Origin of the sequence: Pyxidicoccus fallax (genome assembly GCF_012933655.1) — a bacterium.
In the GTDB taxonomy this organism is placed as follows: Bacteria; Myxococcota; Myxococcia; order Myxococcales; family Myxococcaceae; genus Myxococcus; species Myxococcus fallax.
Genome location: NZ_JABBJJ010000011.1, coordinates 17,133 through 43,037, shown reverse-complemented (window position 1 = coordinate 43,037; position 25,905 = coordinate 17,133). Strand labels below are relative to the sequence as shown.

The window sequence follows — 25,905 nt, the reverse complement described above, 5'->3', positions numbered from 1 at the left end:
GCCGCCGTTACTCCAGACACCATGACCGCCGCCGACCAACTGTCCCGCTCCGCCCTGCTGTACCTGTCCCGCCAGGAAGGCCTGAAGGACCTGGCCACGCGCATGCGTCCCTTCCGGAAGATGGCCTCGCGCTTCATCGCCGGAGAGACGCTGGAGGAGGCGGTGGACGCGGTGAAGGCCCTCACCGCGCGCGGCCTCATGGCGTCCTTCGACCACCTCAACGAGGCGGTGAAGACGCCGGAGGAGACACGCGACGAGGTGCGCCAGTACCAGCGATTGCTGGCGCGCATCGACCAGGTGGGCGTGAAGGCCAACGTGTCGCTGAAGCTCACCCAGTGCGGCGTGCTGTTCGACAAGGCGCTGGCGTTGGAGAACGCGCGCGCGGTGGTGGAGGACGCGAAGCGGCGCGACTCCTTCGTGCGCATCGACATGGAGCACAGCGCGGTGACGCAGGTGACGCTGGACATCGTGCGTGAGCTGCACGCGGAGTTCGGCGAGCCGCACGTGGGCGCGGTGCTGCAGAGCTACCTGCGGCGCACCGAGGCGGACGCGAAAGCGCTGTGCCAGGAGCGGGTGCGCATCCGGCTGTGCAAGGGCGCGTACCTGGAGGGCCCGGACGTGGCCTTCCCTGACAAGGCGGACGTGGACGCCAACTTCGTGCGCTGCATGAAGGTGCTGCTCGACAGCGGCGTGTACCACGGCATCGCCACGCACGATGAGCGCATGATTGACGCCACGCTGGACTACGCGGCGAAGCAGAACCTGCCGCGTGGGGCGTATGAGTTCCAGATGCTCTATGGCATCCGGAGGGACTTGCAGGAGCGGCTCGCGAAGGAGGGCCATCCGGTGCGCGTCTACGTGCCGTATGGGCGGCACTGGTACCCCTACTTCATGCGTCGTCTGGCCGAGCGCCCCGCCAACCTGTGGTTCGTCATGCGCAACCTCGTGCGCGGGTGATATCTCTCGCTCGCGGAAGCGCACGGGGGAGAAGCCATGAGCACACAGCAATGGATGGACGTTGACCGTTACATCACCGACCAGCTCGTGCCGCATGACGCGGCGCTGGAGGCGGCACTCCATGCCAGCGACGCGGCGGGCCTGCCCGCCATCAACGTGGCGCCCAACCAGGGCAAGTTCCTGCACCTGATGGCGCGGATGCAGGGGGCGCGCACCATCCTGGAGGTGGGCACGCTGGGCGGGTACAGCACCATCTGGCTCGCGAGGGCGCTGCCTCCGGATGGCCGGATGACGACGCTGGAGCTGGACCCGAAGCATGCCGAGGTGGCGCGCGCCAACCTCGCTCGCGCGGGACTGGCGAAGGTGGTCGACGTGCGCGTGGGAAAGGCATTGGAGACCCTGCCGAAGCTCCAGGCGGAGGGCGTGGGCCCGTTCGACCTCGTCTTCATCGACGCGGACAAGCGCAGCAATCCGGACTACTTCCAGTGGGCGCTGAAGCTGTCGCGCCGTGGCAGCCTCATCATCATCGACAATGTCGTGCGCAACGGCGCGGTGGTGGACGCGGCCAACCCGGACCCTCACATCCAGGGGGTGCGGAAGCTGTATGACATGCTCGCCGCCGAGCCCCGGGTGAGCGCCACGGCCCTCCAGACCGTGGGCAGCAAGGGATATGACGGCTTCGCGATGGCGCTCGTGGTCGCGGACCCGTAGCCGGGGCACCGGGGGGCTGCTCGGCGCCCCGCCCACCCTTGAGGGCCTCGCGGTCCGCGCCCCACCTTGGGGTTGGACACGAACATGGGCGCGACGTTTCCCCAGGCATTGATTGCCGGAGTCACCGGCACCGTGGCGCTCCGGGCCCTCGTGGCGCTGCGCAACCGGGTGCTCGGCGGTCCGCCTCCGTACGCCGCGCGCCACATCGCCGCGCGGCTGGCCCGCTCCACGCTCCACGTGGAATTGTCCCCCGCCCAGGCCCGCCGCTGGGGGGATGCGATGCGCGCCATCTACGGGCCCATGCTCGGTGTTGGCTGGGCGCTCGCGCGCGAGTCGGCGCCGGCGGGTCCGGTGCCTCCGGGCCTGCTGCTCGGCCTGGGCGTGCTCGCGCTGGAGCTGTCGAGCTTCCCCGTGCTGCGCGCGACGGAATCTCCCCGCGGCTGGAGCATCGAGGAGCATGCGTGGCTCGTGGCGCAGACGGCCGTGTTCGGACTCGTCACGGAGGCGATGTTCACCTCGATGACCCGCTGACTGGCGTGCCTCGTCCTCCGGGGCGATCCGCTGTCCGCTGGTCACCGGCGGAAGGGGCCCACGCGAAGTCTCATGGTTCCGTCACGCCGTCAGGAATCCCTATCAACGACGGCGGCATCCGCGAACGAACGTGGCGCAATGGACTTTGACCCACGACCCGCGGCGCTGACTGTCAGCGCCGGGCTCACGCGAACGTCCGTTCATTCACGGAGCCCTGTCAGACCTCTCTGAAATCCTTGGGCTCGCATCACCCGGGCACGACTCGCTCGCTGGAGGTGTGACATGTCCTTGCGTCCCATCCGGTGTCTCTCCATGGCCCGTGACCTCGCGGGCGCGGTGCTGCTCGCCGTCCTCGTCTCGGGTTGCGCGGGCACTCCCAAGCGCGGGGGCGGCCCCGGTGGCCACGTGGACCCGGAGCGTCCGTCCTTCATCGACATCAAGGCGGGCAGCGAGGAGGCCGCGAACGTCGCCGCGCGGGTGTGGGCCGTGGCCAGCGGCGTGCGCGACGTGGACTCGCGGCTCGAGTTCACCTTCTGGTCCGAGCAGGGCGCGCTCACGCTCACGAACTTCGTCGCCGAGAACCGCGGCGGGAAGCAGGGGAAGCCCACCCCGAACGCGGAGGCCCTGCAGCGCGAGGTGACGAGGGCCCTCGTCGCCGCCATGAAGCATCCGGCTCGCGAGGTGTACCTGCGGCTGCATCGCGGCGAGTCCTCCTGGCGCGTCGAATCGAGCGACGTCGTCCAGACGTTCCGTCCCACCGGCGCGCGCACGCTGCCTCTGCGCCAGGGGGCCCTCCCGCCGCGACAGACCTCGAACGACATCGCCGCGGCCGTCCGGGCCGTGCTCAGCGGTGTGAAGGTTCCCGCCGAAGGCACGGTGGCCGTGGACCTCACGGCGCACGTGCGCAACGGGCGCATGGTGGGTCTGCGTCTGACGGACGATCGCGTCCTCCGCTCGGGTTACGTGGACAAGCCCCGCCCGGTGGCGCCCCAGGTCTCCACCGAGGTTGCCAACCTCATCCTCCTCTACGCTCCTTGCACGCGGACGCGCTCCATCCACCTCGGCCTTCGGCTGACCCACCGGGGCAACGCGATGGTGGCGACCGGCGGCGTGGAGGAGACGCGCGTGGACCTGACCTCGCTCCCCGGGGACGAGGACCTCGCGCTCCGTCTGCCTCGCTGAACGGCCCCCGGGAGCCGACGTCACGCTCCGTCGGCCTCGCTGAGCGGACCTCCCGGAGGCCGACGTCGAACTCCTCGGCCTCGCTGAGCGGACCTCCCGGGAGCCGACGTCACGCTCCGTCTGCCTCGCTGAGCGGACCTCCCGGGAGCCGACGTCACGCTCCTCGGCCTCGCTGAGCGCCCGCCGCACGGGGCCCATGTGACGAGCCTTTCGCTCGGGCCACGTCGCTCCACCGTGGAAAGCGACCGGGCGCCTGCCCTCCCCCCCGCTTCCTGACCTGGGCGGGGAGGCGCCCGAAGGATGGGCCTCGCGCTCCTTACCTTTCACGGATGGCGCTGCCCCTCGAAGCGTACGCCCTCATCGGAGATACCCAGAGCGCCGCTCTCGTCGGACGGGACGGCTCCATCGACTGGCTGTGCTGGCCCCGCTTCGACTCCGATGCCTGCTTCGCCGCGCTGCTCGGAAACGTGGACCATGGCCGCTGGCGCGTCGCCCCGCGCATCCCCGTGCGCGACGTGCGCCGCCGCTACCAGCCCGACACCCTCCTCCTGGAGACCGAGCTGCACACGGACACCGGCACCGTGCGCCTCTTCGACTTCATGCCCGTGCGCTCCAACTCGCCGGAGCTCATCCGCATCGTGGAGGGCGTGTCCGGCGAGGTACCCATGCGCATGGAGCTGTCGCCCCGCTTCGGCTACGGCGACCGGACGCCGTGGCTCAACCTGTCCCCCGGCGGTGCCATCACCAAGGCGGGCCCGGACGCCCTCTTCCTCCACGCGGACCTGCCGCTGCGCGAGGAGAACGCCACCGTGGTGGCGGACTTCACGCTCCGCCAGAACGAGCGCGTGCCGCTCGTCCTCTCCTGGTACCCGTCGCACCTGTCACCTCCCGCGCGTCCGGACCCCATCGGCGCGCTGGTGGAGACGCAGCGCTGGTGGCACCACTGGGTGAGCCACTGCACGTACACGGGCCCGTGGCGCCAGCAGGTGGTGCGCTCGCTCATCACCCTCAAGGCGCTCACCTACTCGCCCACGGGTGGCCTCGTCGCCGCGCCCACCACGTCCCTGCCCGAGCGCCTGGGCGGCGTGCGCAACTGGGACTACCGCTTCTGCTGGGTGCGCGACGCCACCCTCACCCTGCTGGCACTCGTCAACGCCGGCTACACGCAGGAGGCCGTCGCCTGGCGCGACTGGCTGCTGCGCGCGGTGGCCGGTGAGCCGGACGAGCTGCAAATCATGTACGGCGTGGCCGGAGAGCGCCGCCTCACCGAGGTGGAGCTGTCCTGGCTGCCGGGCTACGAGGCCTCGCGCCCGGTGCGCATCGGCAACGCGGCCGTGGGCCAGCTCCAGCTCGACGTCTTCGGGGAGATTTTCGACTGCTTCTACCAGGCCCGCCTGCGCGGCGTGCCTCCGGCCCAGGAGGGCTGGGACGTCGCCGTTCACCTGATTCGCTGCCTGGAGGAGCGCTGGCGCGAGCCGGACGAGGGCATCTGGGAGGTGCGCGGCGGCCGGCAGCACTTCACCCACTCGAAGGTGATGGCGTGGGTGGCGCTGGACCGGGCGGTGAAGGCCGCCGCGCTGCGGGGCGTGGCCGGCGAGCAGGTGGAGCACTGGAAGGCGCTGCGAGACGAGGTGCACGCGGAAATCTGCGCGCGCGGCTACGACGCCCGCCGCAACACCTTCACGCAGACCTTCGGAGGCACCGCGCTCGACGCGAGCCTGTTGCTGATTCCCCTGGTGGGCTTCCTCCCACCGGAGGACCCGCGCGTGCGGGGCACCGTGGAGGCCGTGCAGCGCGAGCTGTGCCACGACGGACTGGTGCGCCGCTACCACACGCACGAGACGCAGGACGGCCTGCCCCCGGGCGAGGGCGTCTTCCTGGCCTGCAGCTTCTGGCTGGCGGACGCGCTGCTGATGCTGGGCCTCCGGAACGAGGCGCGCGAGTTGTTCGAGCGGCTGCTGGGGCTGAGCAACGACGTGGGCCTGCTGGCGGAGGAATACGAGCCTCGCGCCGGCCGCATGGTGGGCAACTTCCCGCAGGCCTTCAGCCACCTGGCCCTGGTGAGCACCGCGCAGAAGCTGTCCTGCGACGGGGTGGGCCCCGGCCAGCAGCGCCCGGGGTGCTGGCGGAGCCACTGACGGGAAAAAAGCCGGGCCCCGGCACGCGACGGAAGACCGTCACGCCCGGGGCCCGGAAATCACCCTGACTTCGTGATTAGAAGTGGCCGCCGATGGTGCTGAAGAGACCGAACACGACGCCCACGTCATCGCCGATGCCCAGGTCCAGGCGGGGCCCGCCGCCCACGAAGAAGTTGTTCGTGAGGTGGAAGAGGAAGGGCGCGTAGATGTCGAACGCCAGCGTGGCGTCGGTGGGCAGCACGCCGGCGAGCGGCAGCACCTGCTCATCCCCGAGCTGCAGCGTCAGGCCGACCTTCGGCCACACCGACACCCGGTCGCCGACGGGGATGTTGTAGCCGCCGCGGACGTTGAGACCGATGGCCGTGGCGTCCGCGTCGCCGAAGTAGGCGCGGATGCGCAGCGCGCTACCCACGGAGAGGTTCTGCTTGATGAAGTAGTCGGCGCTCGGCTCGAGGACGAAGAAGCCGACGTCGCTCTCACCGTAGGTGCCGTAGCCCAGGCTCGCGGAAGCATCCGTACCGATGACCAGCCGCCCGGGGCTGCCGAAAGCGCCGCCCGTCTCCTGCGCACCCGCGTTCAGCGACACCATGAGCCCGGCCACCGCGGCCAGGAACTGCCACTTGTTTGCCTGCATTGAAGCGTCCCTCCGTTGCGTAAGCCCGGACTGCATTCCCGGGCGCTCGGCGGCCCTTCTAGCGAAAGGGCACGGGGGAGCACGTGTTTTTTCGTCAGGCGTGTGCGCAATACCGTATCAGCGGACCGCGCGGGCCAGTCCCCGGGCCCCCAGAACGGCTCCGCCCGCCAATGCCGCCAGGCCCGCCACGGCAGTGAAGCGCTTCCACCCCGGCGTGGGCGGCACGCTCCCGTAGGCCCCCACGCCCTGGGACACCGGCTGGAAGAGGTTGCCGTCGGGCCGGTGCAGCGGCTCGCGGGCTTGCTGCATCCGCCGGCCGTAGCGCCCCAGGATGAGGTTGCCCACGAAGGGGGCCACCCGGTCCATCCACAGCAGCATCGTGCCCTGGAGGAAGGCGGGGATTTCCGTGCGTCCGGGCTTGCGCGCGCACTTCACCACCGCGCGCGCGGCGAGGTCCACGTCGTACGTGGGCGGCACCGGCACGGGCTTACGCTCGAACTGCGTGGGCGCATGGTCGAACATCGGCGTGGACACCGACGGCACCAGGACGTTGGACACCTGGATGCCGGTGCCGTGCAGCTCCAGCTTCAGCGCCTTGGCCCAGCCCAGCGTCGCGTGCTTCGCGGCGACGTAGGCGGACAGCAGCGGCGCGGCGCCCTCGGACAACATGGACTGGACGTTGAGGATGTGGCCGCTGCCCCGCTCGCGGAAATGGGGCAGCACCGCGTGGGCGAAGCGCAGGTAGCCCAGGCACGACACCTCCAGCGTGCGCTGGATGTGCTCCCACGGGAGCTGGTCGAAATAGCCATACGTCTGCACCGCGGCGTCGTTCACCAGGATGTCGATGCGGCCGTAGCGCTGGAGGCATGCGCTCACCACCCAGCGCACGTCCCCGGCCACCGTCACGTCCCCGGGCACCACGAGGCACTCGCCGCCCCGGGCCTCGACCTCTTTCTGGAGCACCTCCAGCGCCTCGCGCCGCCGCGCGGTGACGCACAGCTTGACGCCCTCCTCGGCCAGGCGAAGCGCGGACTGCCAGCCCACGCCGCTGGATGCCCCCGTGACGATGGCGACCTTCCCCTTCAGCTCCTCGCGGCGGGCCATATGCGCACGTCCCCTCGTACGGTGTGTGGTTCCTCGGGACGATGCTGCGCACCCTTCCGCACGGCGACCGGCCCGCCGCCTCTGCCCGGCCGGCCGCCTGCCCCACGCTCGCTCCCATGCAGGGAGCGGGAAGGGCAACACGGACGAGGGGGTCGGCCGGTGGAGGAGTAGGAGCCCGGCCGGCCCCCTGTCCGCTCGCCTCGCGCTCCCAGCGGCGCGGGCCGCCGGGGAGGAGTGCGCGGAGCGAGTCGCTTCGGTTGCGCCGTGGACCCAGATAGCAAGCACCGCGCCATGGGGCGCCATGGCGAACTCCCAGTGGAAACGGGGTGTGCGGGCCCGCGTGGCGCTCGCCTCCGGGACATGCGCGTCCCAGGAGCGGACACCGCGTGAAGGCGCGACTCCCTCGCGAGGGTCCGCCGTGCTACGTGGGGGACATGAAGCGGGAGCAACTGCCGGACGGTTCACTGACGCTGAGCGCGGGCGGCGTCACCTATACCGTCACCCGGCTCCGTCCTGGCGCCATGCTGGTGTGCATCCAGGGGTTCGACCGGGGGGAGATTGGCGACACCATCTTCGAGCTCCTCCGCGCCGAGCTGGGCCAGCACGCCCCCCTGGACCTGCTGGTGGACACCCGGGCCACGGAAGGCGCCACGGCGGTGGTGAGCAATGCCTGGACGGCCTGGTTCCAGGAGCAGCGCGCGCGCCTTCGCGAGGTCCACATCCTCGTCGCCTCGAAGTTCGTGTCCCTCACGGTGAACGTGACCAAGCACTTCTCCCGCACCGGCGAGCTCATCCGCGTCCACTCGGACCCGGCCACGTTCGAGGACGCGGCCGCGCGGCTCGTCCCCGGGCTGAAGCGGCTTCCTGACGCCCGCCCCTGAGGCGCCGGGGTACTCCTTACACAGACACGTGCAAAAGATTGCATCCCGGGCGCTCCCGCGGGTGCAATTCCAATCATTCCCTGCCCGCCCGGCAGTGTCCCGGCTGGGAGGACGGGGGGCCCGCATGTCATGCTTGTCAAAGGACCCCGGCGGACTGACCGGTTGGAGGACCATGTCTCGCGTACGCCCTCCCGCGGTGGCGGGCTCGTTCTATCCCGCCAGCCCCTCCGTCCTGGCCCACCAGGTGGACGAATGGCTCCAGCAGGCCGCCGGTTCCGCTCCCGGCAGGCCCGCGGCGCTCATCGTCCCCCATGCGGGGTATGTGTATTCGGGCCCCGTGGCGGCCACCGCCTATGCCACGCTTCGCGCGCCGGGGAACACGCCGCCGCGAGTGCTGCTCCTGGGACCCTGTCATTTCCTGCCACTGCGCGGGCTGGCCTGGCCGGACGTGGACACGCTGTGCACGCCGCTGGGCGAGGTGCCGCTGGACGAGGACCTGCGCCGGCGCGCCTCGGCGCTGCGGCAGGTGACGGCGTCCACGGAGGCGCACGAGGCGGAGCACTCGTTGGAGGTGCAGCTTCCCTTCCTCCAGCGCGTGCTGGGGCGCTTCCGCGTGCTTCCCCTGGTGGTGGGCAGCGCGCGCGCCGAGGAGGTGGCGGAGGTGCTCGACGCGCTGTGGGACGCGGACGTGCTGCCCGTCATCAGCTCGGACCTGTCGCACTACCTCCCGTACGAGGAGGCCCGGGTCGTGGACCGTCACACGGCCGAGCGGGTGCTCGCGCTCGACAGTCCCCTGGACGCGGGGAACGCGTGCGGCGCGGCGGCCATCAGCGGGCTGCTGCTGGCGGCCCGCGAGCGGGGCCTGCACCCGAGGCTGCTGGATTTGCGCAGCTCGGGGGACACCGCGGGCGGACGTGACGAGGTGGTGGGCTACGGCGCCTTCGCCTTCTATCCGGCCGGCGAAGGCGGCGCGCGGGCCTGAGCGTCAGTCGCCCCAGGCCAGCATGTACTCGCTGTTCAGCAGCGAGGTCTGCCAGCCACGCACCTGGATGTCCTGGGCGCCCACGGCCTGGAGGGCGCCCTCGAGCATGCCCTCGTTGTAGGCGACGGGCGTGAAGATGCGGTTCATGACGATGCGGCCGGCGCGCGGGCCGGTCCACTGCACCTGCAGCTCGCCGAAGTTGATGGCCATGCGGTAGGCCTCGGGGAGCATCTCCACCAGCCGCTTCGGCTCCATGCCCACCTGCTGCCGGACCTCGGCGCCGAACATGGAGTTGATGAAGGCGAGCGTGCCCTGCACACCAATCTGCCGCATGGCCTCCTCGACGCCGCCAAGCTGCGGCGCCAGCATCCTGGCCGCCGAGAAGAACAGGCGCATGAAGGGCGGGACGGGGTACAGCTCGGAGAGGTCGAGGTCCTTCGGGTAGTCCCCGCCCTCGACGACGCGAGCCACGGCCTGCTCGCCGCCGAGGAAGCGCACGGTGTCGAGGACGGCGGCGAAGTGCATGCCACGAATCCCCTCCGTGGGCTCCACGAGGGCCAGCCGCGAGGACAGCTCGCGCTCCACGTCCTCAGGCGTGTCCCACCTGCCGCGTTCCATGGTCATTCCCTGGCGCATATCGCGCGGGATGCTCGCATGGCTTCCGCGCCCGCGCGAAATCCTGGAGACCCGTCCGGGGCCCCTGGCGCGGCAGGTCCGGTGCCTCGGAGCCGATGCGGTACGTCCGGTGCGGACGGGCGCTCCGAGCGTGCGCCCGGGGGACGCTCAGGGAGCGGGCTGGATGGACGTCGCCTGCTCCTCGCGCCGCAGCCGCGCGTCGAGCACGAAGGTGCCGAACGGCACCAGCGACGCGATGAAGGCCCCCACCGCGCGCACGAGCGACCAGCGACATGCGATGGCGGCCTCCATGAGGGCGAAGAGGTAGAGCACGAACAGCAGCCCGTGCGCCCAGCCGACGTACTTCACGGCCAGCGGCATGCCCGCGCCGTACTTCAGCGGCATGGCGATGAAGAGGAGCACGACGAAGGACAGGCCCTCCGCCAGGGCCACCGCGCGGAAACGTCCAAGAGGGGTCTTCAGCATCTCGGGTCCCTGTTTCGCATCTCCGGCCGTCCGGGTCCATGCGTCCCGGTGACGCACCCCAGGGGCGCCTGGCGGAGGTCCTCCGGGCGGCCGACCGGCGCGTGATGCTGGCTGGAGCGCGAGCACGCGAGCGTGGCACGGAGGGCGCGGCGACATGGGGCGTCCGCCGTTAGGGATGTCTTTCGTTCGAGGCCCGCATGCGCGCGGAAGGCTGCCGCCAGCGCCGGGCCGGGGGAGGACTTCGACAATGAGCACGGCGTTTCCGGCTCGCTGGTGGCACACGCTGGAGGACGGGCGCGTGCAGTGCGACCTGTGTCCCCGCGACTGCAAGCTGCACGAGGGGCAGCGCGGCTTCTGCTTCGTGCGCCAGCGCGTGGGCGAGGGGATGGTGTTGGACACGTATGGGCGCTCGTCGGGCTTCTGCGTGGACCCCATCGAGAAGAAGCCGCTGAACCACTTCCACCCGGGCAGCAGCGTGCTGTCTTTCGGCACGGCCGGCTGCAACCTGGGCTGCCGCTTCTGCCAGAACTGGGACATCTCCAAGTCGCGCGAGCAGGACACGCTGGCGGACGAGGCCTCGCCCGAGGCGATTGCCCGGTACGCGGTGCGCACGGGCTGCCAGAGCGTGGCCTTCACGTACAACGACCCGGTCATCTTCGCCGAGTACGCCATGGACGTGGCGGATGCGTGCCACGCGGTGGGCGTGGAGACGGTGGCGGTGACGGCGGGCTACATCCACGCGCAGCCGCGCCGCGAGTTCTACGCGAAGATGGACGCGGCCAACGTGGACCTGAAGGCGTTCAGCGAGGACTTCTACCACCGCGTCACCTTCGCGCACCTGCAGCCGGTGCTGGACACGCTGGAGTACCTGAAGCACGAGACGCGCGTCTGGTTCGAGGTGACGACACTGCTCATCCCCGGGCACAACGACTCGGAGGAGGAGGTGACGCGGCTGTCGGAGTGGATGATGGACCGGCTGGGGCCGGACGTGCCGCTGCACTTCACGGCGTTCCACCCGGACTTCAAGATGCGGGACGTGCCGGCCACGCCCCCGGCGACGCTGCGCCGCTCTCGGGACATCGCGAGGCGCACGGGGCTGCGGTACGTGTACACGGGCAACGTGCATGACAGCGACGGCGGCACCACGCTGTGCGGCGGGTGCGGCACGGCGCTCATCGTCCGTGACTGGTACGAGCTGCTCTCCTACCGCGTGACGCCGGAGGGCCGGTGCCCGGACTGTGGCGCGGACGTGCCGGGGCGGTTCGACGCGGAGCCGGGCGCGTTCGGGGCACGGCGGATTCCGGTGCGGATTGCCCTGGGAACGTCGGGGGCGTGAAGCCGGCGCTCACCTCGCGGGCAGTGTGACACCGTGCCGCGCGAGGTCCTCCGGCGTGTTCACATTCACCAGCGAGCGCAGCTCCGGGTCCACGGCGCGCAGCATGCCCTCTGGCAGCAGCCTCGCCCGGAAGCGTGACAGGAGCTGACGCAGCGACGGGTCCTCCCCCAGCGAGCGTCCCCACGCCTCCGCCAGCTCCGCCCGGTACACCGCGAGCAACGGCTCCAGCCTCCCCGCCACCTCGAAGCCCACCGCGTCCACGTCGTCCGCCCTCGCGCCCAGCAACACGCGCAGCGCCTCCAGCCCGACGAAGGGCATGTCGCACGCCACCGCCACCACCCACCGCGTGCGCGCCGCTACCAGCGCCGCGTGCACACCTCCCGGCGCTCCCTTCCCCCGCACGACGTCCGCCACCGTGCGCACCCCGAAGCGCGCATAGGGCTCCGGCACGTTCGCCACCAGCAGCACATCCCCGAAGCACGGCGCCAGGGAGAGCAGCCGCTCCACCACCGTGCGGCCCTCCACCGACAGCAGCCCCTTCGGCACGCCCGACAGGCGCCGGCCCTCGCCTCCCGCGATGATGGCCAGCGTCACGTCCGGGTACTCCACCCCAGCGTCCATCTTTCGCGCTCCCCTCTTCGGCGGCGTCACCCGGGACCCAGGTCCGCGCCTCACTGTGCAGCGGAGTGCACGGCATGCGTGCCCTCCCCTGCGCAACCTCGCTCGCGGCACGAGTGAGACCGGCTCCAAGCGGGTCCGGCACCCGCCTTGCTATCGTCGCTGCCCATGAATGCTACACTTCCACCCGTCCAGCCGATGAAGCGCTCGAAGGCCGTTCTCGTCTGCCTCGCGGTGTCAGCGCTCGGCTTCCTGGGACCCGCGTCGTCTGGCTTCATCCTCGACTGGCTCCCCAACTCCCCCGGCCCCCGGGACGGGTTCTTCACCGTGATTGGCCTCATCGTGGGTGCCGCGCTGGCCCCGATGGCCCTGGGCGTTTCCCTGCTCGTCCTGTTCCTCATCGAGCTGACACGCTCCCGGCACACCTGACGCTCCCGCTCCCGGATGGGGGGTAGGGAAGCGAACGGCCATCAGCAGCCCGTGGACAAGCGCCAGGGTTCCCCGCGTAGGCTGCGCGCCCGACGGATGCCGCTCACGCCCCTCTCCACAGCCCGGCAGGCCGCGCTCGATGCCATCGCCCCCGCGGCCCCCGAGCGCGTGTCCCTCCTCGACGCCCATGGCCGCTTCCTCGCGGCCGCGGTCACCGCGTCGCGCTCGCTGCCCGGCTGTGACACCTCCGCGATGGACGGCTGGGCCGTGCGCGCCGAGGAGACCCGGGGCGCCAACCGCGACCACCCCGCGCGCCTGCGCGTCGTCGACACCGTCTACGCCGGCGCCCTGCCCTCCCGCGTCCTCCAGCCCGGCGAGGCCGCCCGCATCTTCACCGGCGCCCCGCTTCCCTCCGGCGCCGACGCCATCGTCCGCCAGGAGGCCGCGCGCGCCCACGACGACGGCGCGCACGTGGACGTCTTCATCACCGTCACTCCCGGCCACGACATCGTGCGCGCGGGGGAAGAGGTGGTCACCGGCACGCCCCTCCTCGCGCCCGGTCAGCCCGTGAATGCCGCGGTGCTCGGCGTGCTCGCCTCCCAGGGCGAGACGACCGCCTGGGTGCGCCCCGCGCCGCGCGTGGCGGTGCTCGCCACCGGCGACGAGCTCGTCCCTCCCGGCCAGCCCGCCCTGCCGCATCAGGTCTACGAGAGCAACCTGCTCCTCGTGGCCGCGCTCGCCCGCGAGGCCGGCGCCGACGTGCGCCACCTCACCCGCGCGCGCGACGACGCGGCCGAGCTGCGCGACACCCTCGCCCGCCTCGCCTCCCAGGTGGACGTCCTCGTCACCACCGGTGGCGCCTCCGTGGGCGACAAGGACCACGTGAAGCGCGTGCTCACCGCGCTCGGTGCCCGCTTCGTCGTGGACGGTGTCGCGCTCAAGCCCGGCAAGCCCGTGGCCGTGGCCCGCCTCGGCGACACCACCGTCGTCGTGCTGCCCGGCAACCCCGGCGCCGCCACCGTCGCCTTCGACCAGCTCGCGCGCCCACTGCTCCTCAAGCGCCAGGGCGTACTGGAGACGCGCCGCCGCGTCCGCGCCCGCCTCTCCGCGCCGCGCCACAAGCAGGCCGGCCTCACGTACCTCATCACCACCACGCTGGAGGCCCGCGACGACGCAGCGCCCGTCGCGCGCCTGCGCGTGCAGGGCGCCGGACAGATTCTCCAGAACGTCCAGGGCGAGGGCTGGGCCGTGCTGCCTCCGGGCCGCGCCGACTTCGCCGAGGGCGACGTCGTGGACGTGGAGCTGTTCCACGGCGCCGCCTACGCCCCGGCCGACGGTGCCTCCGCATGAGCGCCGTGCCCGCCATCAGCATCGTCGGCTGGTCCGGCGCCGGGAAGACGACGCTGCTCACGAAGCTCGTCCCGGAGCTGGCCTCGCGCGGCCTGCGCGTGGGCGTGGTGAAGCACTCGTCGCACGCGCACCCACTGCACCGCCCCGACAGCGACACCGCCCGCTTCCAGGAGGCTGGCGCCGTCTTCACCGGCTTCGCCACGCCCGCTGGCGTGCAGCTCACCACCGGCGAGGCTCCCGCAAGTACGTTGCCGTTGTTACTCACGCGATTCTCCGGCGGCGTGGACCTGGTCCTCGTGGAGGGCTGGAAGGACGGACCGCTGCCGAAGCTCGAGGTGTGGCGCGAGGGACTGGGCCCCCTGCTCGCCTCGTCCCACCCCGAGGTTTTCGCGGTGGTCGCGTGCTCGCTTCCTCTGCCCGCGGGTCTCCCAGATGGCATGCGCGTGCTCGACGCAGGAGATGTACGCACCGTCTCGGACCTGCTCGCCTCACGGGTGAAGTCCGACCGTGGCATGACGCCTCCGTCCCCCGCGGACTCGCGCGGGGTGGCGCGCCGGCCGGTGCGCCGCTGGAACGGCGCCGAGCTCGCTTCCTCTCAAGAGGACGATGTCGCCGTCGAGGAGCCGCTGGAGATTCGAGTCAGCGGCGACCCGGTGGCCATCACCATGCGCACCCCCGGCCAGGACCGCGAATTGGCCACCGGCTTCCTCTTCTCCGAGGGCATCCTCCGGAGCGTGGAGGATTTGGGCGGGCTCGCGCACTGCGGCCGCCCCGGCGAGGAGGGCTGGGGCAATGTGATGGAGGTGACGCCCGCGCCCGGCGCCGTGCTGGACGTGGAGCGGGTGCGCTCCGCCCGCCGCGGCACCCTCACCACCTCGGCGTGTGGCGTGTGCGGCCGCCGCAGCGTGGAGGACCTGCTGGCCGTCTGCCCGCCCGTGCCGCCCGGCCCCGTGCTCCGGCCCGACGTCATCGCCCGCGCCATCGAGCGCCTGCGAGACGTGCAGCGCAACTTCGCCCGCACCGGCGGTGTCCACGCCGCCGCCGCGCTCGACGCCGACGGCCAGGTCCTCGCCGCCTTCGAGGACGTGGGCCGCCACAACGCCGTGGACAAGGTGGTGGGCGCGCTCGTCCTGGAGGGTACCGTGCGCTCCACGCGGGTCAGCCGCACCCCATCACTGACACGTCAACCCGTGCTGCTCTGTGTCAGCGGACGCGTCAGCTTCGAAATCATCCAGAAGGCCGCCATGGCCCGCATCCCCGTCGTGGCGGGAGTTTCTGCAGCCAGCACCCTGGCGATTGAACTGGCGCTGCGTTCCGGAATGACGCTGGCAACGTTCGTCCGGGACGGCCGCTTCAACGTCTACGCGGGCCCGGAACGACTCGCACTTTCTCAACCCCCCGGAAATCCTTAGCGCCTCAGTCCTGACGCTCCGCGATTCACAGCCATGAGAGATCTGAAGTCAGACCGGCACCGTACATGCAGTCTCGTGGGACGAGGTCCGGCCACAGTGGGAAGCAAGCAGACCTGACAGGGTGTTCGTGGGGCTTCATCGACCCGGTACCGAGGTCCGGGCGATCCCAAGAATTCACCTCGTGTCACGTCTTAGTCGCGGGGCGGCGGTTGCAACGGGCTGTCCCATCAGGCATTTTGTAGTTCTCTCCGACTTGAAGATTTCTAGCCACAACGGCATCCTCTGCTCGAACTGGAAGAAAGTATGCATTCGGCGCAGAGGGGGGTGGAGACGATGAGCAGCGCAACGGCAAGTGCGGCGGTCGGTGCTCCTGAGGCTTCCTCTCAGGGCCAGGGGTTCGAGGATGTCCAGACGCCCAAGCTCGCGCCGGGGTTCGCGGCGAAGCTGAACCTCACGGTGGACCTCGTGTTGATGTCGGGGGTGCTGGTCGCCGCCGGGTGGCTCAACGGCCAGCTGGTGCCGGCCACGAGCTGGCTCGTCCCGGGCATGGTCGTGGCGGCGCTGGTGACGTGGATCATCACCGGCACGGCGCTGTGCCTGTATGACTCGCGCTTCGTGGAGCGCAGCAAGCTGGACCACGTGGCGCTGGTGTCCGTGGCGACGCTGGCGGTGGTGACGGTGCTGGCGTTCGCGGGGCTGATGCTGCCGGACAGCGTGAACATGCTGAGCGTGGCGCCGCTGCTGGTCGTCTTCTGGCCGGTGGCGCTGCTCTTGCGCCTGTTCGTCTTCCGTCCGGTGGCCGCGCAGGAGCGCCCCATGGACTCGGTGCTCATCGTCGGCACGGGCGCCATGGGCCGCTACACGGGCGAGGACCTGGTGCGCCGCGGCCGCCGCCAGGTGCTGGGCTACGTGCGCTTCAAGGACGACACCAGCTCCACCTCCGAGCTGCCCGCGCAGGTGATGGGCTCGTTGGATGACCTGGAGCACATCCTCCGCAACACGGCGGTGGACGAGGTCTACATCGCGGGCAACACGCTGAAGCAGGGCGAGTCCATGCAGGCGGCCATCAAGCTGGCCGAGCGCTTCGGCGTGCCCTTCGCGCTGCCGGCGCACAGCTTCCGCCTGGACCGCGCCCGGCCCATCGAGCGGCGCGCGGTGTCCGACGGCTTCCTGCACTTCGCGGCGGTGAGCCCCAAGCCGCACCAGATGGCGATGAAGCGCCTGTTCGACATCTGCGTGTCCGCAGTGGCGCTGTGGATGCTGCTGCCGCTCCTGGCCTTCGTCGCGCTGGCGGTGAAGCTCACCTCCAAGGGCCCCATCTTCTTCAAGCAGCTGCGCGTGGGGCAGAACGGCAAGCCGTTCTACATGCTCAAGTTCCGCTCCATGGTGGTGAACGCCGAGGAGCTGAAGGCGAAGCTGGCGGCGCAGAACGAGATGTCCGGTCCGGTCTTCAAGATGAAGAACGACCCGCGCATCACCGGCATCGGCCGCTTCATCCGCAAGTTCTCCATCGACGAGCTGCCGCAGTTCATCAACGTGCTGCGCGGTGAGATGAGCATCGTCGGGCCGCGCCCGCCGGTGCCGAGCGAGGTGGCGAAGTACGAGACGTGGCAGCGCCGCCGCCTGTCCGTGCGCCCGGGCCTCACCTGCATCTGGCAGGTCTCCGGCCGCAACCAGATTTCGTTCGAGGAGTGGATGTACCTGGACATGCAGTACATCGACCACTGGAGCCTCACCAGCGACCTGACGCTGCTGCTCCAGACGGTGCCGGTGGTGCTCACCGGCCGCGGCGCGAGCTGAGCGGAAGCACCAGGGAATCCGGCCGTCCACGGGCGCTGCCTCCTTCGCGAGGCAGGGCCCGTTTTTCTTCGGGGATTCGCGCAATTCCTGCGCTTCCCGCGCCGCCCCGACGCCTGCCTGCCCCCTGGGGCAATCGACAAACACAAACCACCGCTCGGGGCTCCGCGGGGTCTTGGCCTTTCAGAAGCGGTATGTCAGCGTGAAGACATGAGTGGTTCAGAAAGCACTATCGGAAAGCTGCAGTTCCTCGGGCACGCCGGCTACGTCGTCGAGCGCGGGCCGCTGTACCTCGCCGTGGACCCGTGGCTGGACGGGGCCGCGTTCGACAACGGCTGGGATCCGCTCGTGCAGTCGGCGCGCTTCGACCCCAAGCGGGTGACGCACCTGTGGTTCAGCCACGAGCACCCGGACCACTTCAGCATCCCCGCCGTGAAGTCCATTCCGCAGGAGCGCCGCGCGGAAGTGACGGTCATCTTCCAGGAGACGGCCGACAAGCGCGTGGTGGGCTTCCTGCGCAACAACGGCTACGGCCGCGTCATCGAGGTGGGCTCGGGCCAGCGGCAGGATTTGGGCAACGGCGCGGCGCTCACCACGGTGATGGCGCGCGACGGTGACTCGTGCCACCTGCTGGAGCTGGGCGGCCTGCGCATCCTCAACTTCAACGACTGCTATTACACCTCCATGTCCGAGGTGGAGGACGTGATGCGCGCCGTGGGCGTGAAGCCCGGCGAGGTGGACCTGATGGCCACCCAGTTCTCCTACGCCAACTGGGTGGGCAACCCGAGCGAGACGGAGCGCCGCCGGCACGCGGCCCTGCGCAAGCTGGACCACCTGGCCATGCAGGTGCGCTCCGTGCGCCCGCGCTACGTGATGCCCTTCGCGTCCTTCGTGTACTTCTCGCACGAGGAGAACGCGTACCTGAACGACGCGGTGAACCTGCCCTCCACCGCCGTGGGCCGCGTGCGCGAGGAGGGCTTCCCCGCCGTCATGCTGCGCCCCGGTGACACGATGGAGCTGTCCGCGGACGGGCTCAAGGCGGCGGCCGAGGCCACGGACGCGCGCGCGAAGGAGCTGGACGGCTCGGTGGAGGCCGTGCGCCGCAAGGAGAAGCCGCTGCGCAAGAGCGCCGCGGTGCCGGTGGACGACGTGGTGACCACCGTGAAGGCGGGCCTCACGCGCCTGCGCAACGGCGTGTCCCGGCTGGACCACACGCTCATGCGCCTGCGCCTGTCGCGCGCGGTGTTCGAGCTGAGCGACCACCGCGTCCTCATCGTCATCGACCGGCTGGAGGACGTGCGGGTGCAGCCGCTGGACGGGACGGTGACTCCGGACGTCGTGCTGTCGAGCGAGGCGCTGCGCTTCGCGTTCGCCCAGGACTTCGGCTTCGACACGCTGCTCGTCAACGGCCGCTTCCACGAGGCCCGCCCCGGCGGCGCCGGCGTGGTGATGACGCTGTGTGGCCAGTTCGGCTACGTGCGCCGCAAGGTGTCCCTGGCCGCCTCCATCCTCCGCCGCCGCTTCGTGGAGGCCCCCCGGCTGGTCCTGGAGCGGCTGCGCAACCGCGCCCTCGCCCAGTAACGTTCCCGAGACATTGGGCCCTGGTGGGCCCCTGACCTGGGTGGGGCCCCTGCCCCTCCAGGCAGCCGAACTCCCGCGGGGGTGGCATTGACGTGCCGCCCCCGCTCGTCTTCTATGCCCCGGGGCAAGTACGCCCCAGGGCCGGGGGGCCCGCCTCCACCGTGAACAGTCCCAGCCAATCCATTCCCCAGGAGCCCGAGACGCACGGCGCGGCCCCCGCGCAGGAAGCGACCGCCCACCAGGCCTCCAACGAGGCCATGGGCGCCGTCCGCAATGGGCTGCAGCTCGGCGGCTCGCTGCTGGTGACGTACGCCATCGCCATGGGCGTGCGCTTCCTGCTCCCCGCGCACCTGGGCCCGGAGCGGTTCGGCAGCTTCAACTGGGCCGACAGCTTCTCCGCCGTCTTCTTCATCGCCACGCACCTGGGCCTGGAGATGTACATCCGCAAGGAGGTCACCCGGCGGCCGGCCCATGCCAGTGACTTCTTCGGCACCACGCTGCTCCTGCGGCTGGGGCTCACGGTGGTGCTGATGGGCGTGCTCGGGCTCGTCATGGCGAACGACGAGCACTCGTCCGACGTGCGCAACCTCGTCTACGTCACCGCGGTGGCGCAGTCGCTCATCATGGTGAATGCGTCCGTGGCGGCGCTGCTGCACGCCAAGGGCAAGGTGGCGGGGCTGTCCGTCTCCAACATCGTCACCAAGCTGGTGTGGGGCGGCGGCCTCTTCGTCGTGGCCTGGGCGGGCCTGCCGCTGCCGTGGCTGGGTGTGCCGCTGGTGGCGTCCGAAGCGGTGAAGCTGGGCGTGGGCTGGTACCTCGCGCGAGTGCACATGGGGCTCACCTTCAAGGTGGACCTGCCCGCGACGTGGAAGGTGCTCAAGGCGAGCCTGCCCTTCTTCATCACCGGCGCGGCCCTGGCCACCAACGGGCGCCTGGACGTGATGATTCTGGGCATGAAGGCCAGCCACCAGGAGGTGGGGTTCTACGGCGCCGCGTGGAACATCGCGGGCCTCACCTTCTTCCTCAACCCCGTCTTCGGCTGGGTGCTGATGCCGCTGGCGTCGCGCGCGGCCGAGCGCTCCGAGGAGGAGCTCACCCGGCTCGTCCGCCGCGCCATGGAGGGCACGCTGGTCGTCACGGTGCCGATGATGATGCTCATCGTCATGGGCGCGCCGCTGTGGGTGGGGCTGATGGGCGACCAGTTCGCCCCGTCCACCCTGTCGCTGCGGCTGCTGTCGCCGCTGTTCGTGCTGGCCTTCGTCACGATGAACGCCGGCCTCTGGCTGACGATGACGAACCGCGAGTGGTGGGTGACCATCACCAACTCCACCGGCAGCCTGCTCTTGAGCCCCATCCTCAACCTGATGCTGGTGCCCTTCATGCACCGGGCGCTGGGCAACGGCGGCGGCGCCGCGGCCACCGCCACGGCCCTGCTGGTGATGGAGGTGCTCGTCACCATCAGCCTGATGGGCCGCATGGGCCGCGCGGCGTTCGACTCGCGGCTGTTGTCCATGGTGGTCCGCACGGCCGTGGTGTGCCTCACCATCGTCGTGGCGGACCAGACGCTGTTCGCCCCGCTCAACCCGTGGGTGCGGCTGGGCCTCGAGGCCGTGCTCTACGTGGTGGGCGTGCTGGCCATCGGCGCGGTGCGCCCAGGCGACGTGCTCCAGGTGCTGCGCCTGGCCCGCCGCCGCGGCCGCCCCGAGCCCGAGGCCGCGGCTCCCGCCGTCGCCCCCGTTCCCTGAGGAGACCCTCGCGTCCCATGCCGTCCCCGCGCTCCCATCGACCGTCCTCCCCGCGCCCCGCCGTCCGCGCGCTCGCCTGCGCCATGCTGCTTCTGGCCTCGGCCTGCAGCGGGCTGGGCAAGTACGTCTGGGTGGAGGAGTACCAGGAGAAGCCGCCCCCGCCGGACACGAGCTACCGCATCGCCGCCGGGGATTTGCTCAACATCCGCGTGTGGAACCAGGAGGCGCTCACCACGTCCGCCCGCGTGCGCGAGGACGGGCGCATCAGCCTGCTCTTCCTGGATGACGTGGAGGCCGCCGGCCACTCGCCGGCCCTGCTGTCGCAGCAAATCCAGACGCGGCTGAAGGACTACATCAACCACCCCGTCGTCACGGTGGCGCTGGAGCAGGCGCGCCCCATCAAGGTGACGATGGTGGGCGAGGTGGCCCGCATCGGTCCGCTCGAAATCGAGCCGAACTCCACGCTGCTCCAGGTGCTCGCCGGGGCGGGCGGCTTCACGGAGTACGCGCACAAGGACCGCATCTTCGTCATCCGCCAGGAGGACGGCGGGGCGCCGCAGCGCATCCGCTTCCGCTACGACGACCTCGTCCACGCCGAGGGGCGCGCGTATGCCTTCCGCCTGCGCCCCGGTGACGTGGTGGTGGTGGAGTAACGCGTGCTGGGGGCCGCCCTCACCGTCGCGCTGCTGGAGGTGTCCTCCGCCTCCGTCACGTATGCCGTGGCGGTGCGGGCGGACTCGCGCGTGCGCTCGAACGAGGCCCCCACCGAGGACGTGCCCTCCGTGGCCGGGGACACGGACATCGTCCCCACGCTGGGCCTCGAGCTGCGCGACGGCAACACGTCCGTGCTGCTGGACTACGCGCCGCGCATCAGCATCCGCGAAATCACCGTCCAGCCGCGCACCGAAATCCAGCACGTGGGCCGGCTCACCACCAACTGGCGCCCGCAGCGCGGCCTGGCGCTGCGCTTCTCCGAGGAGCTGGTGCTGGGCAGTGTGAATCTGCTCACCACGGACCCGCTGCCAGTGGCGGGCGGGGGCGACGACCCCGACGGGCCCCTGCGGCCTCCCGAGGGCGGCGGCCCCCTGCAGCCGCTGCCGGAGGCGGACACCGTCTACTTCCTGTCGTCCGCCACGACACTGGGGGCGGACACCACGTGGCTGGGGCGGCGCTGGCGGCTGGGCGGCTCGGTGGGCTTCAACATCAGCGGCGGGCTGGACGGCCCCGCGCAAGAGGCGGTGCCCCTGCAGTACGGCCCGCGCTTCGACGTGGCGCTGGCCCACACGCTGAATCGCCGGAGCGTCCTCACCACCTCGCTGTCCGCGACGCACTCGCAGTTCTCCACGGGCGCCGGAGCCACGGTGGTGACGCTGGCGGAGGCCTGGGGCCAGCGGCTCAGCCGCCGCACCTTCCTGGAGGGCGGCGCGGGCGTGGCCATCGTGCGCGCCGTCGAGGGCACGGAAGAGACGGAGCCCGGAGCGGAGCCCGCTCCGCCGCCCCGGGCCGAGATGGGGCTGTTGCCCTACCTCACCTTCGGGCTGGGCCACCGCGTCCCCTCGCGCGCCGCGGACTTCTACGGGCAGCTCGGCATGCGGCTGACGCCCTTCGTGGACCGGCTGACAGGACGGGTGTACCCCCGGGCGGACCTGACGGCGACGGGCACCTGGACGCTGAGCCCGAGGGTACGGGTTTCCACCAACACCGGCACCGCCTTCGCGGTGGGGGGCGCCAGTGGAGACCGTATCGTCTCGGGGGGCATGTCGGCGTCCTGGGCGTTTACACGCTGGGTCACGATGGACGTCGACACGCGGAGCACGTGGAGCCGCTCGCCCGACCTCCCCACGGCCCGGCTGAGCTGGTCCGCGTCGCTCGGGCTGTCCGTGCGGCAAACTGGTATCCTCTGAGGGCTGGAGACATGGCGAAGCTCATCCTGATGTCCGTCCTCATCCTCACCATCGCCCTGCCCGCGAAGGCGGCCAGGGATCCGCATCCCGTGCGGGGGTTGAAGAAGGCCATTCTCTGGTTCTTCCTCTTCAATGCCGCGTACACCTACGGCGTGCTCGTCTGGGTGCAGAAGCTCGGTTTCTCGAAAGGCTGACGGATGGAACCCCAACTGCAGACCGTCTTCCTGGTGGAGGACGCCCCCTTCTTCCGGAAGATGCTGGGCGACTACCTCCGCGACCTGGGCTTCGAGGAAGTCGTGGAGCTGCCCAGCGGCCGCGCCGCCCTGAAGCACATGGAGACCGCCGCGTGTCCGGACCTCGTGTGCCTGGACCTGACGCTGCCGGACATCTCCGGCTATGACCTCTGCGAGCACATCCGCAAGTCGCCGACGATGAAGGACGTGCCGGTGCTGGTGGTAAGCGCGCGCGACCTGCCCGAGGACAAGGCCCACGCCGAGGAGGCGGGCGCCAACGGCTACCTGGGCAAGCCCTTCACACAGGAGGAGTTCACCCGCCGCGTGCAGCAGGTCCTGAAGGACTACGGGCCCCCGAGGAGGACTCCGTGACGTACCCCGCGCCCGGGGCCCCCGGGCCGCGCCCGCAGCCGGTGCCGCCGCCCCAGCCCCTGCACGTCCCGGAGCGCCCGGAGACGAACGCCCCCGCGGACCTCATCGACTGGGGTCTGGCCATTGACGCCGTCCTGTTCGTGAAGAACGCGGTGGTGCGCCACTGGTTCCTCGCGCTGGTGGTGATGGTGGCCGTGTCCGCCCTGGGCGTGGGCGTCGGCAAGATTCTTCCGCGCAAGTACAAGGTCGAGACGCGGATGCTGACGCAGCGCAACTTCATCATCGCCTCGCTGGCCAACCCGGGCCGCTCCATCCCCGTGGAGGCCGACCAGCCCACGCGCAGCGCGTGGGAGATGATCATGAAGTTCGAGAACCTCAAGTCCATCGTCCAGCAGGCGAAGCTGGTCGAGTACTGGGACTCGAACCGCTCACCCATCAGCAGGCTGAAGGAGAAGCTGACGGGGAAGGCGCCGGCGCCCATCTCCGACAAGGACAAGGAAGACGCGCTCATCGGCATGCTGGAGCGGGCGATGCTCGTGAGCGTGGAGGGCGGCTCGGGCACCGTCTCCATCGGCGTGGAGTGGGGCGACCCGCAGCTGGCGCTCAACATCGTGGAGGCCGCGCAGAAGAACTTCCTGGACATGCGCCAGGCGGGCGAGATGGGCGCGGTGGCCGAGGCCATCACCATCCTGGAGAAGCAGGTGGTGGAGGAGGCCGAGGGCATCCAGAAGGCGCTGGCGGACCTGAACGCCACGGTGAAGCGCGTCGAGGCGCGCATCCGCAAGGAAGAGGAGAAGGCCGGCCGCAGGAAGCCCACGCCCCCGCCGGGCTCGCGCCTCATCAACACCGACCACATGCTGGCGCAGATGCGCTTCATGATTCAGACGAAGCGCCGGGCCATCGCGGACGTGGAGGAGTTCCGCGCGCGGCGGCTGACCGAGCTGCGCAACCAGCTGGCCGAGCAGCGCGTCATCTACTCGCCGCAGCACCCCATCATCACGGACCTGGAGCAGCGCCTCGTGGCGCTCCAGGAGGACTCGCCGCAGCTGGTGGCGCTGCGCTCGGAGCTGAACGAGCTCATCAACGAGTACCTGCGCAGCGGCGGCAGCCCGGCGGAGCTGGACGCCGGGCTGGCGGGAATGGGGATGCCGGGTGGCGGCCCGCTGGGCGGCCCGAATGCCTCGGACAGCCCGGAGGTGTCGGTGGCGTCGGACCGGGTGCGCATGCTGGTGATGCGGCACCAGGAGAAGATGCGGCGGCTGGACCAGGCGCGCACGGAGCTGGAGATTTCGCGCGCGTCGGTGAAGCACCGCTTCAGCGTGCTGTCTCCGCCGACGTTCCCGGAGAAGCCGTCCAAGCCCAAGGTGCAGCTCATCGTCGCCGGCGGCGTGATTGGCGGCATCGCCCTGGGCATCTTCGCCGCGCTGGCGCTGGACATCATCCGGCGGCGGATTCTTGAGAAGTGGCAGGTCGAGCGTTTGCTGCGGCTGCCGGTGCTCGCGGAGCTGGAGCGGCGCTGACGGCGCCCTCGGGGGAGATTGTCGTGACGGTGTGGACCTGGGTGGATGTGGCGCTGTGCGTGGGGCTGCTGCCGATGGGGGTGGCGTGCGGCTACCTGCTGCTCCTGACGCTGCTGTCGTGGCGGCGGGCGGCGCCGGTGCCTCCGGCGCCCGCGCGGAAGTTCGACGTGGTGATTCCGGCGCACAACGAGGAGCTGGGTATCGCCCGGACGGTGGCCAACCTCTCCGCGGTGGACTACCCGGGCGCCCTGCGGCGCATCCTCGTCGTGGCGGACAACTGCTCGGACGCGACGGCGCAGAAGGCGCGCGAGGCGGGCGCCACGGTGCTGGAGCGCCACGACACGCAGAAGCGCGGCAAGGGCTATGCCCTGGCCTACGCCTTCGAGTACAGCCAGAAGGACGGCTTCGCGGACGCGGTGGTGGTGGTGGACGCGGACACGGTGGTGTCGCCCAACCTGCTGCACGCGTACGCGGCGCGGCTGGAGCGGGGCGCGCACGCGGTGCAGGCGCACTACGGCGTGATGAACCCGACGGCGTCCTGGCGCACGCGGCTCATCACCATCGCCCTGGGCATGTTCCACAAGGTGCGCTCGCTGGGCCGCGAGGCGCTGGGCGTGTCCTGCGGCCTGCGCGGCAACGGCATGTGCTTCAGCCACGCGGTGCTGCGCGAGGTGCCGCATGACGCCTTCAGCGTGGTGGAGGACCTGGAGTACGGCATCCGCCTGGGCAAGAAGGGCCACCGCGTGCACTACGCCTGGGAGTCGGAGGTGCTCGGGGAGATGGTGTCCGGCGAGAAGCAGAGCCGCTCGCAGCGCCAGCGCTGGGAGGGCGGCCGCCGGCAGATGCGCAAGCTGCACGGGTGGCCGCTGCTGAGCGAGGCCCTGAAGCAGCGCAGCGGGCTGCTGCTGGACCTGGCCATGGACGTGCTGGTACCGCCCCTGAGCCAGCTGGTGCTGGCCACGGTGGCCGGCGCGGTGGCGGCGGCGGTGGTGGCGTGGCTGTCCGGAGGCACGGCGGTGCTGGCCACGAGCCTGTCGGGCTTCGCGCTGGCGTCGCTGGGCGCGTACGTGCTGCGCGGCTGGTGGGTGTCCGGCGTGGGGCCTCGCGGCCTGCTGGATTTGGCGTGGGCGCCCGTCTACGTGGTGTGGAAGGTGTGGCTCATGCTGCGCGGCCCCGGCGCGGAGAAGCGCGGCGAGTGGGTGCGCACCACGCGCGAGGGCGAGCAGCGCTGAAGCTTCCGCGGCGGGCGTGGGCCGAGGCTCCGGGGCGCCGGGGCCGGGGAACGCTCGCGGGGCCGGCGGCATACCGGCCCGTGATGAAACCATGATGAAGGGCGGAGCCTCCCGTGCGGATGGGGGAGGCTCGCTTCCGGATGATGGCCACCTCC

Annotated in this window: 25 protein-coding genes; 20 read left to right on the top strand and 5 right to left on the bottom strand. The window is 71.0% G+C overall.

All coding sequences use genetic code 11. The features are described 5' to 3' along the window. Positions 1 to 21: 21 nt before the first annotated feature. From HG543_RS03885 to HG543_RS03865, 5 genes are all read left to right on the top strand, one after another. Positions 22 to 957, top strand: coding sequence for a proline dehydrogenase family protein (locus HG543_RS03885; protein ID WP_169343281.1), 936 nt, complete (start codon positions 22 to 24; stop codon positions 955 to 957). Positions 958 to 993: 36 nt separating this feature from the next. Next, positions 994 to 1,668 carry an O-methyltransferase gene (locus HG543_RS03880; protein ID WP_169343280.1) on the top strand — a complete coding sequence of 225 codons (675 nt, stop codon included), beginning with the start codon at positions 994 to 996 and terminating at the stop codon, positions 1,666 to 1,668. 84 nt (positions 1,669 to 1,752) lie between these two features. Beyond that, positions 1,753 to 2,199 carry a hypothetical protein gene (locus HG543_RS03875; RefSeq protein WP_169343279.1) on the top strand — a complete coding sequence of 149 codons (447 nt, stop codon included), beginning with the start codon at positions 1,753 to 1,755 and terminating at the stop codon, positions 2,197 to 2,199. Between the two features lie 282 nt (positions 2,200 to 2,481). Beyond that, complete coding sequence (locus tag HG543_RS03870; RefSeq protein ID WP_169343278.1) at positions 2,482 to 3,381, top strand: hypothetical protein; 900 nt, start codon at positions 2,482 to 2,484, stop codon at positions 3,379 to 3,381. A gap of 329 nt (positions 3,382 to 3,710) precedes the next feature. Beyond that, positions 3,711 to 5,519, top strand: a complete 1,809-nt coding sequence (locus HG543_RS03865) for a glycoside hydrolase family 15 protein (RefSeq protein ID WP_169343277.1) — start codon at positions 3,711 to 3,713, stop codon at positions 5,517 to 5,519. A gap of 76 nt (positions 5,520 to 5,595) precedes the next feature. Here HG543_RS03865 and HG543_RS03860 read toward each other — a convergent pair whose 3' ends face one another. Beyond that, entirely contained in the window at positions 5,596 to 6,153 is a 558-nt protein-coding gene (locus HG543_RS03860; RefSeq protein ID WP_169343276.1) for a hypothetical protein, read from the bottom strand. A gap of 117 nt (positions 6,154 to 6,270) precedes the next feature. Then, positions 6,271 to 7,257 carry an SDR family NAD(P)-dependent oxidoreductase gene (locus HG543_RS03855; protein WP_169343275.1) on the bottom strand — a complete coding sequence of 329 codons (987 nt, stop codon included), beginning with the start codon at positions 7,255 to 7,257 and terminating at the stop codon, positions 6,271 to 6,273. Between the two features lie 386 nt (positions 7,258 to 7,643). Between HG543_RS03855 and HG543_RS03850 the strand changes: the two genes are divergently transcribed. Further along, a complete protein-coding gene (locus tag HG543_RS03850) occupies positions 7,644 to 8,138 on the top strand; it encodes a hypothetical protein (RefSeq protein WP_169343274.1) in 495 nt (164 codons plus the stop codon). A 172-nt stretch (positions 8,139 to 8,310) separates the two neighbouring features. Further along, the gene (gene amrB / locus HG543_RS03845) at positions 8,311 to 9,120 is read left to right on the top strand and encodes an AmmeMemoRadiSam system protein B (RefSeq protein WP_169343273.1); all 810 of its coding nucleotides are present in this window, start codon (positions 8,311 to 8,313) and stop codon (positions 9,118 to 9,120) included. Positions 9,121 to 9,123: 3 nt separating this feature from the next. On the opposite strand, the gene HG543_RS03840 is transcribed toward amrB, so the two are convergent. Then, positions 9,124 to 9,738 carry a TIGR02265 family protein gene (locus HG543_RS03840; RefSeq protein ID WP_171817729.1) on the bottom strand — a complete coding sequence of 205 codons (615 nt, stop codon included), beginning with the start codon at positions 9,736 to 9,738 and terminating at the stop codon, positions 9,124 to 9,126. 165 nt (positions 9,739 to 9,903) lie between these two features. Next, a complete protein-coding gene (locus tag HG543_RS03835) occupies positions 9,904 to 10,221 on the bottom strand; it encodes a DUF3817 domain-containing protein (protein WP_169343271.1) in 318 nt (105 codons plus the stop codon). A gap of 247 nt (positions 10,222 to 10,468) precedes the next feature. Between HG543_RS03835 and amrS the strand changes: the two genes are divergently transcribed. Next, a complete protein-coding gene (gene amrS / locus HG543_RS03830) occupies positions 10,469 to 11,557 on the top strand; it encodes an AmmeMemoRadiSam system radical SAM enzyme (RefSeq protein WP_169343270.1) in 1,089 nt (362 codons plus the stop codon). A 9-nt stretch (positions 11,558 to 11,566) separates the two neighbouring features. On the opposite strand, the gene mobA is transcribed toward amrS, so the two are convergent. Then, positions 11,567 to 12,178, bottom strand: a complete 612-nt coding sequence (mobA, locus tag HG543_RS03825) for a molybdenum cofactor guanylyltransferase (RefSeq protein ID WP_169343269.1) — start codon at positions 12,176 to 12,178, stop codon at positions 11,567 to 11,569. Between the two features lie 165 nt (positions 12,179 to 12,343). On the opposite strand from mobA, the gene HG543_RS03820 reads away from it, so the two are divergent. The 12 genes from HG543_RS03820 to epsU all read left to right on the top strand — a co-directional run bounded on the left by HG543_RS03820 (position 12,344) and on the right by epsU (position 25,750). Further along, positions 12,344 to 12,604, top strand: a complete 261-nt coding sequence (locus tag HG543_RS03820; protein WP_169343268.1) for a hypothetical protein — start codon at positions 12,344 to 12,346, stop codon at positions 12,602 to 12,604. A 96-nt stretch (positions 12,605 to 12,700) separates the two neighbouring features. Continuing rightward, on the top strand, positions 12,701 to 13,954 hold the full coding sequence (locus tag HG543_RS03815) for a molybdopterin molybdotransferase MoeA (RefSeq protein WP_169343267.1): 1,254 nt from the start codon (positions 12,701 to 12,703) through the stop codon (positions 13,952 to 13,954). Beyond that, the gene (gene fdhD, locus HG543_RS03810; RefSeq protein ID WP_169343266.1) at positions 13,951 to 15,366 is read left to right on the top strand and encodes a formate dehydrogenase accessory sulfurtransferase FdhD; all 1,416 of its coding nucleotides are present in this window, start codon (positions 13,951 to 13,953) and stop codon (positions 15,364 to 15,366) included. Before HG543_RS03815 ends, fdhD begins: the two co-directional genes overlap by 4 nt. Before the next feature lie 324 nt (positions 15,367 to 15,690). Next, positions 15,691 to 17,166: an exopolysaccharide biosynthesis polyisoprenyl-phosphate hexose-1-phosphate transferase EpsZ gene (gene epsZ / locus HG543_RS03805; protein ID WP_343073270.1), complete on the top strand. Its 1,476-nt coding sequence runs from the start codon at positions 15,691 to 15,693 to the stop codon at positions 17,164 to 17,166. Positions 17,167 to 17,373: 207 nt separating this feature from the next. After that, positions 17,374 to 18,744, top strand: coding sequence for an MBL fold metallo-hydrolase (locus tag HG543_RS03800; RefSeq protein ID WP_169343264.1), 1,371 nt, complete (start codon positions 17,374 to 17,376; stop codon positions 18,742 to 18,744). 161 nt (positions 18,745 to 18,905) lie between these two features. Further along, positions 18,906 to 20,489, top strand: a complete 1,584-nt coding sequence (wzx, locus tag HG543_RS03795) for an exopolysaccharide biosynthesis flippase (protein WP_343073268.1) — start codon at positions 18,906 to 18,908, stop codon at positions 20,487 to 20,489. Positions 20,490 to 20,506: 17 nt separating this feature from the next. Continuing rightward, entirely contained in the window at positions 20,507 to 21,142 is a 636-nt protein-coding gene (gene epsY / locus HG543_RS03790; protein WP_169343263.1) for an exopolysaccharide export protein EpsY, read from the top strand. 3 nt (positions 21,143 to 21,145) lie between these two features. Then, positions 21,146 to 22,393 carry an exopolysaccharide export protein EpsX gene (gene epsX, locus HG543_RS03785; protein WP_169343262.1) on the top strand — a complete coding sequence of 416 codons (1,248 nt, stop codon included), beginning with the start codon at positions 21,146 to 21,148 and terminating at the stop codon, positions 22,391 to 22,393. Between the two features lie 11 nt (positions 22,394 to 22,404). After that, positions 22,405 to 22,587 carry a hypothetical protein gene (locus HG543_RS03780; RefSeq protein ID WP_169343261.1) on the top strand — a complete coding sequence of 61 codons (183 nt, stop codon included), beginning with the start codon at positions 22,405 to 22,407 and terminating at the stop codon, positions 22,585 to 22,587. A 3-nt stretch (positions 22,588 to 22,590) separates the two neighbouring features. Next, positions 22,591 to 22,998: an exopolysaccharide biosynthesis response regulator EpsW gene (epsW, locus tag HG543_RS03775; RefSeq protein WP_169343260.1), complete on the top strand. Its 408-nt coding sequence runs from the start codon at positions 22,591 to 22,593 to the stop codon at positions 22,996 to 22,998. Beyond that, complete coding sequence (epsV, locus tag HG543_RS03770) at positions 22,995 to 24,518, top strand: PCP family exopolysaccharide biosynthesis protein EpsV (RefSeq protein ID WP_169343259.1); 1,524 nt, start codon at positions 22,995 to 22,997, stop codon at positions 24,516 to 24,518. The genes epsW and epsV overlap by 4 nt, the downstream gene beginning before the upstream one ends. A gap of 74 nt (positions 24,519 to 24,592) precedes the next feature. After that, on the top strand, positions 24,593 to 25,750 hold the full coding sequence (gene epsU / locus HG543_RS03765) for an exopolysaccharide biosynthesis GT2 family glycosyltransferase EpsU (protein ID WP_169343323.1): 1,158 nt from the start codon (positions 24,593 to 24,595) through the stop codon (positions 25,748 to 25,750). Positions 25,751 to 25,905: the final 155 nt, after the last annotated feature.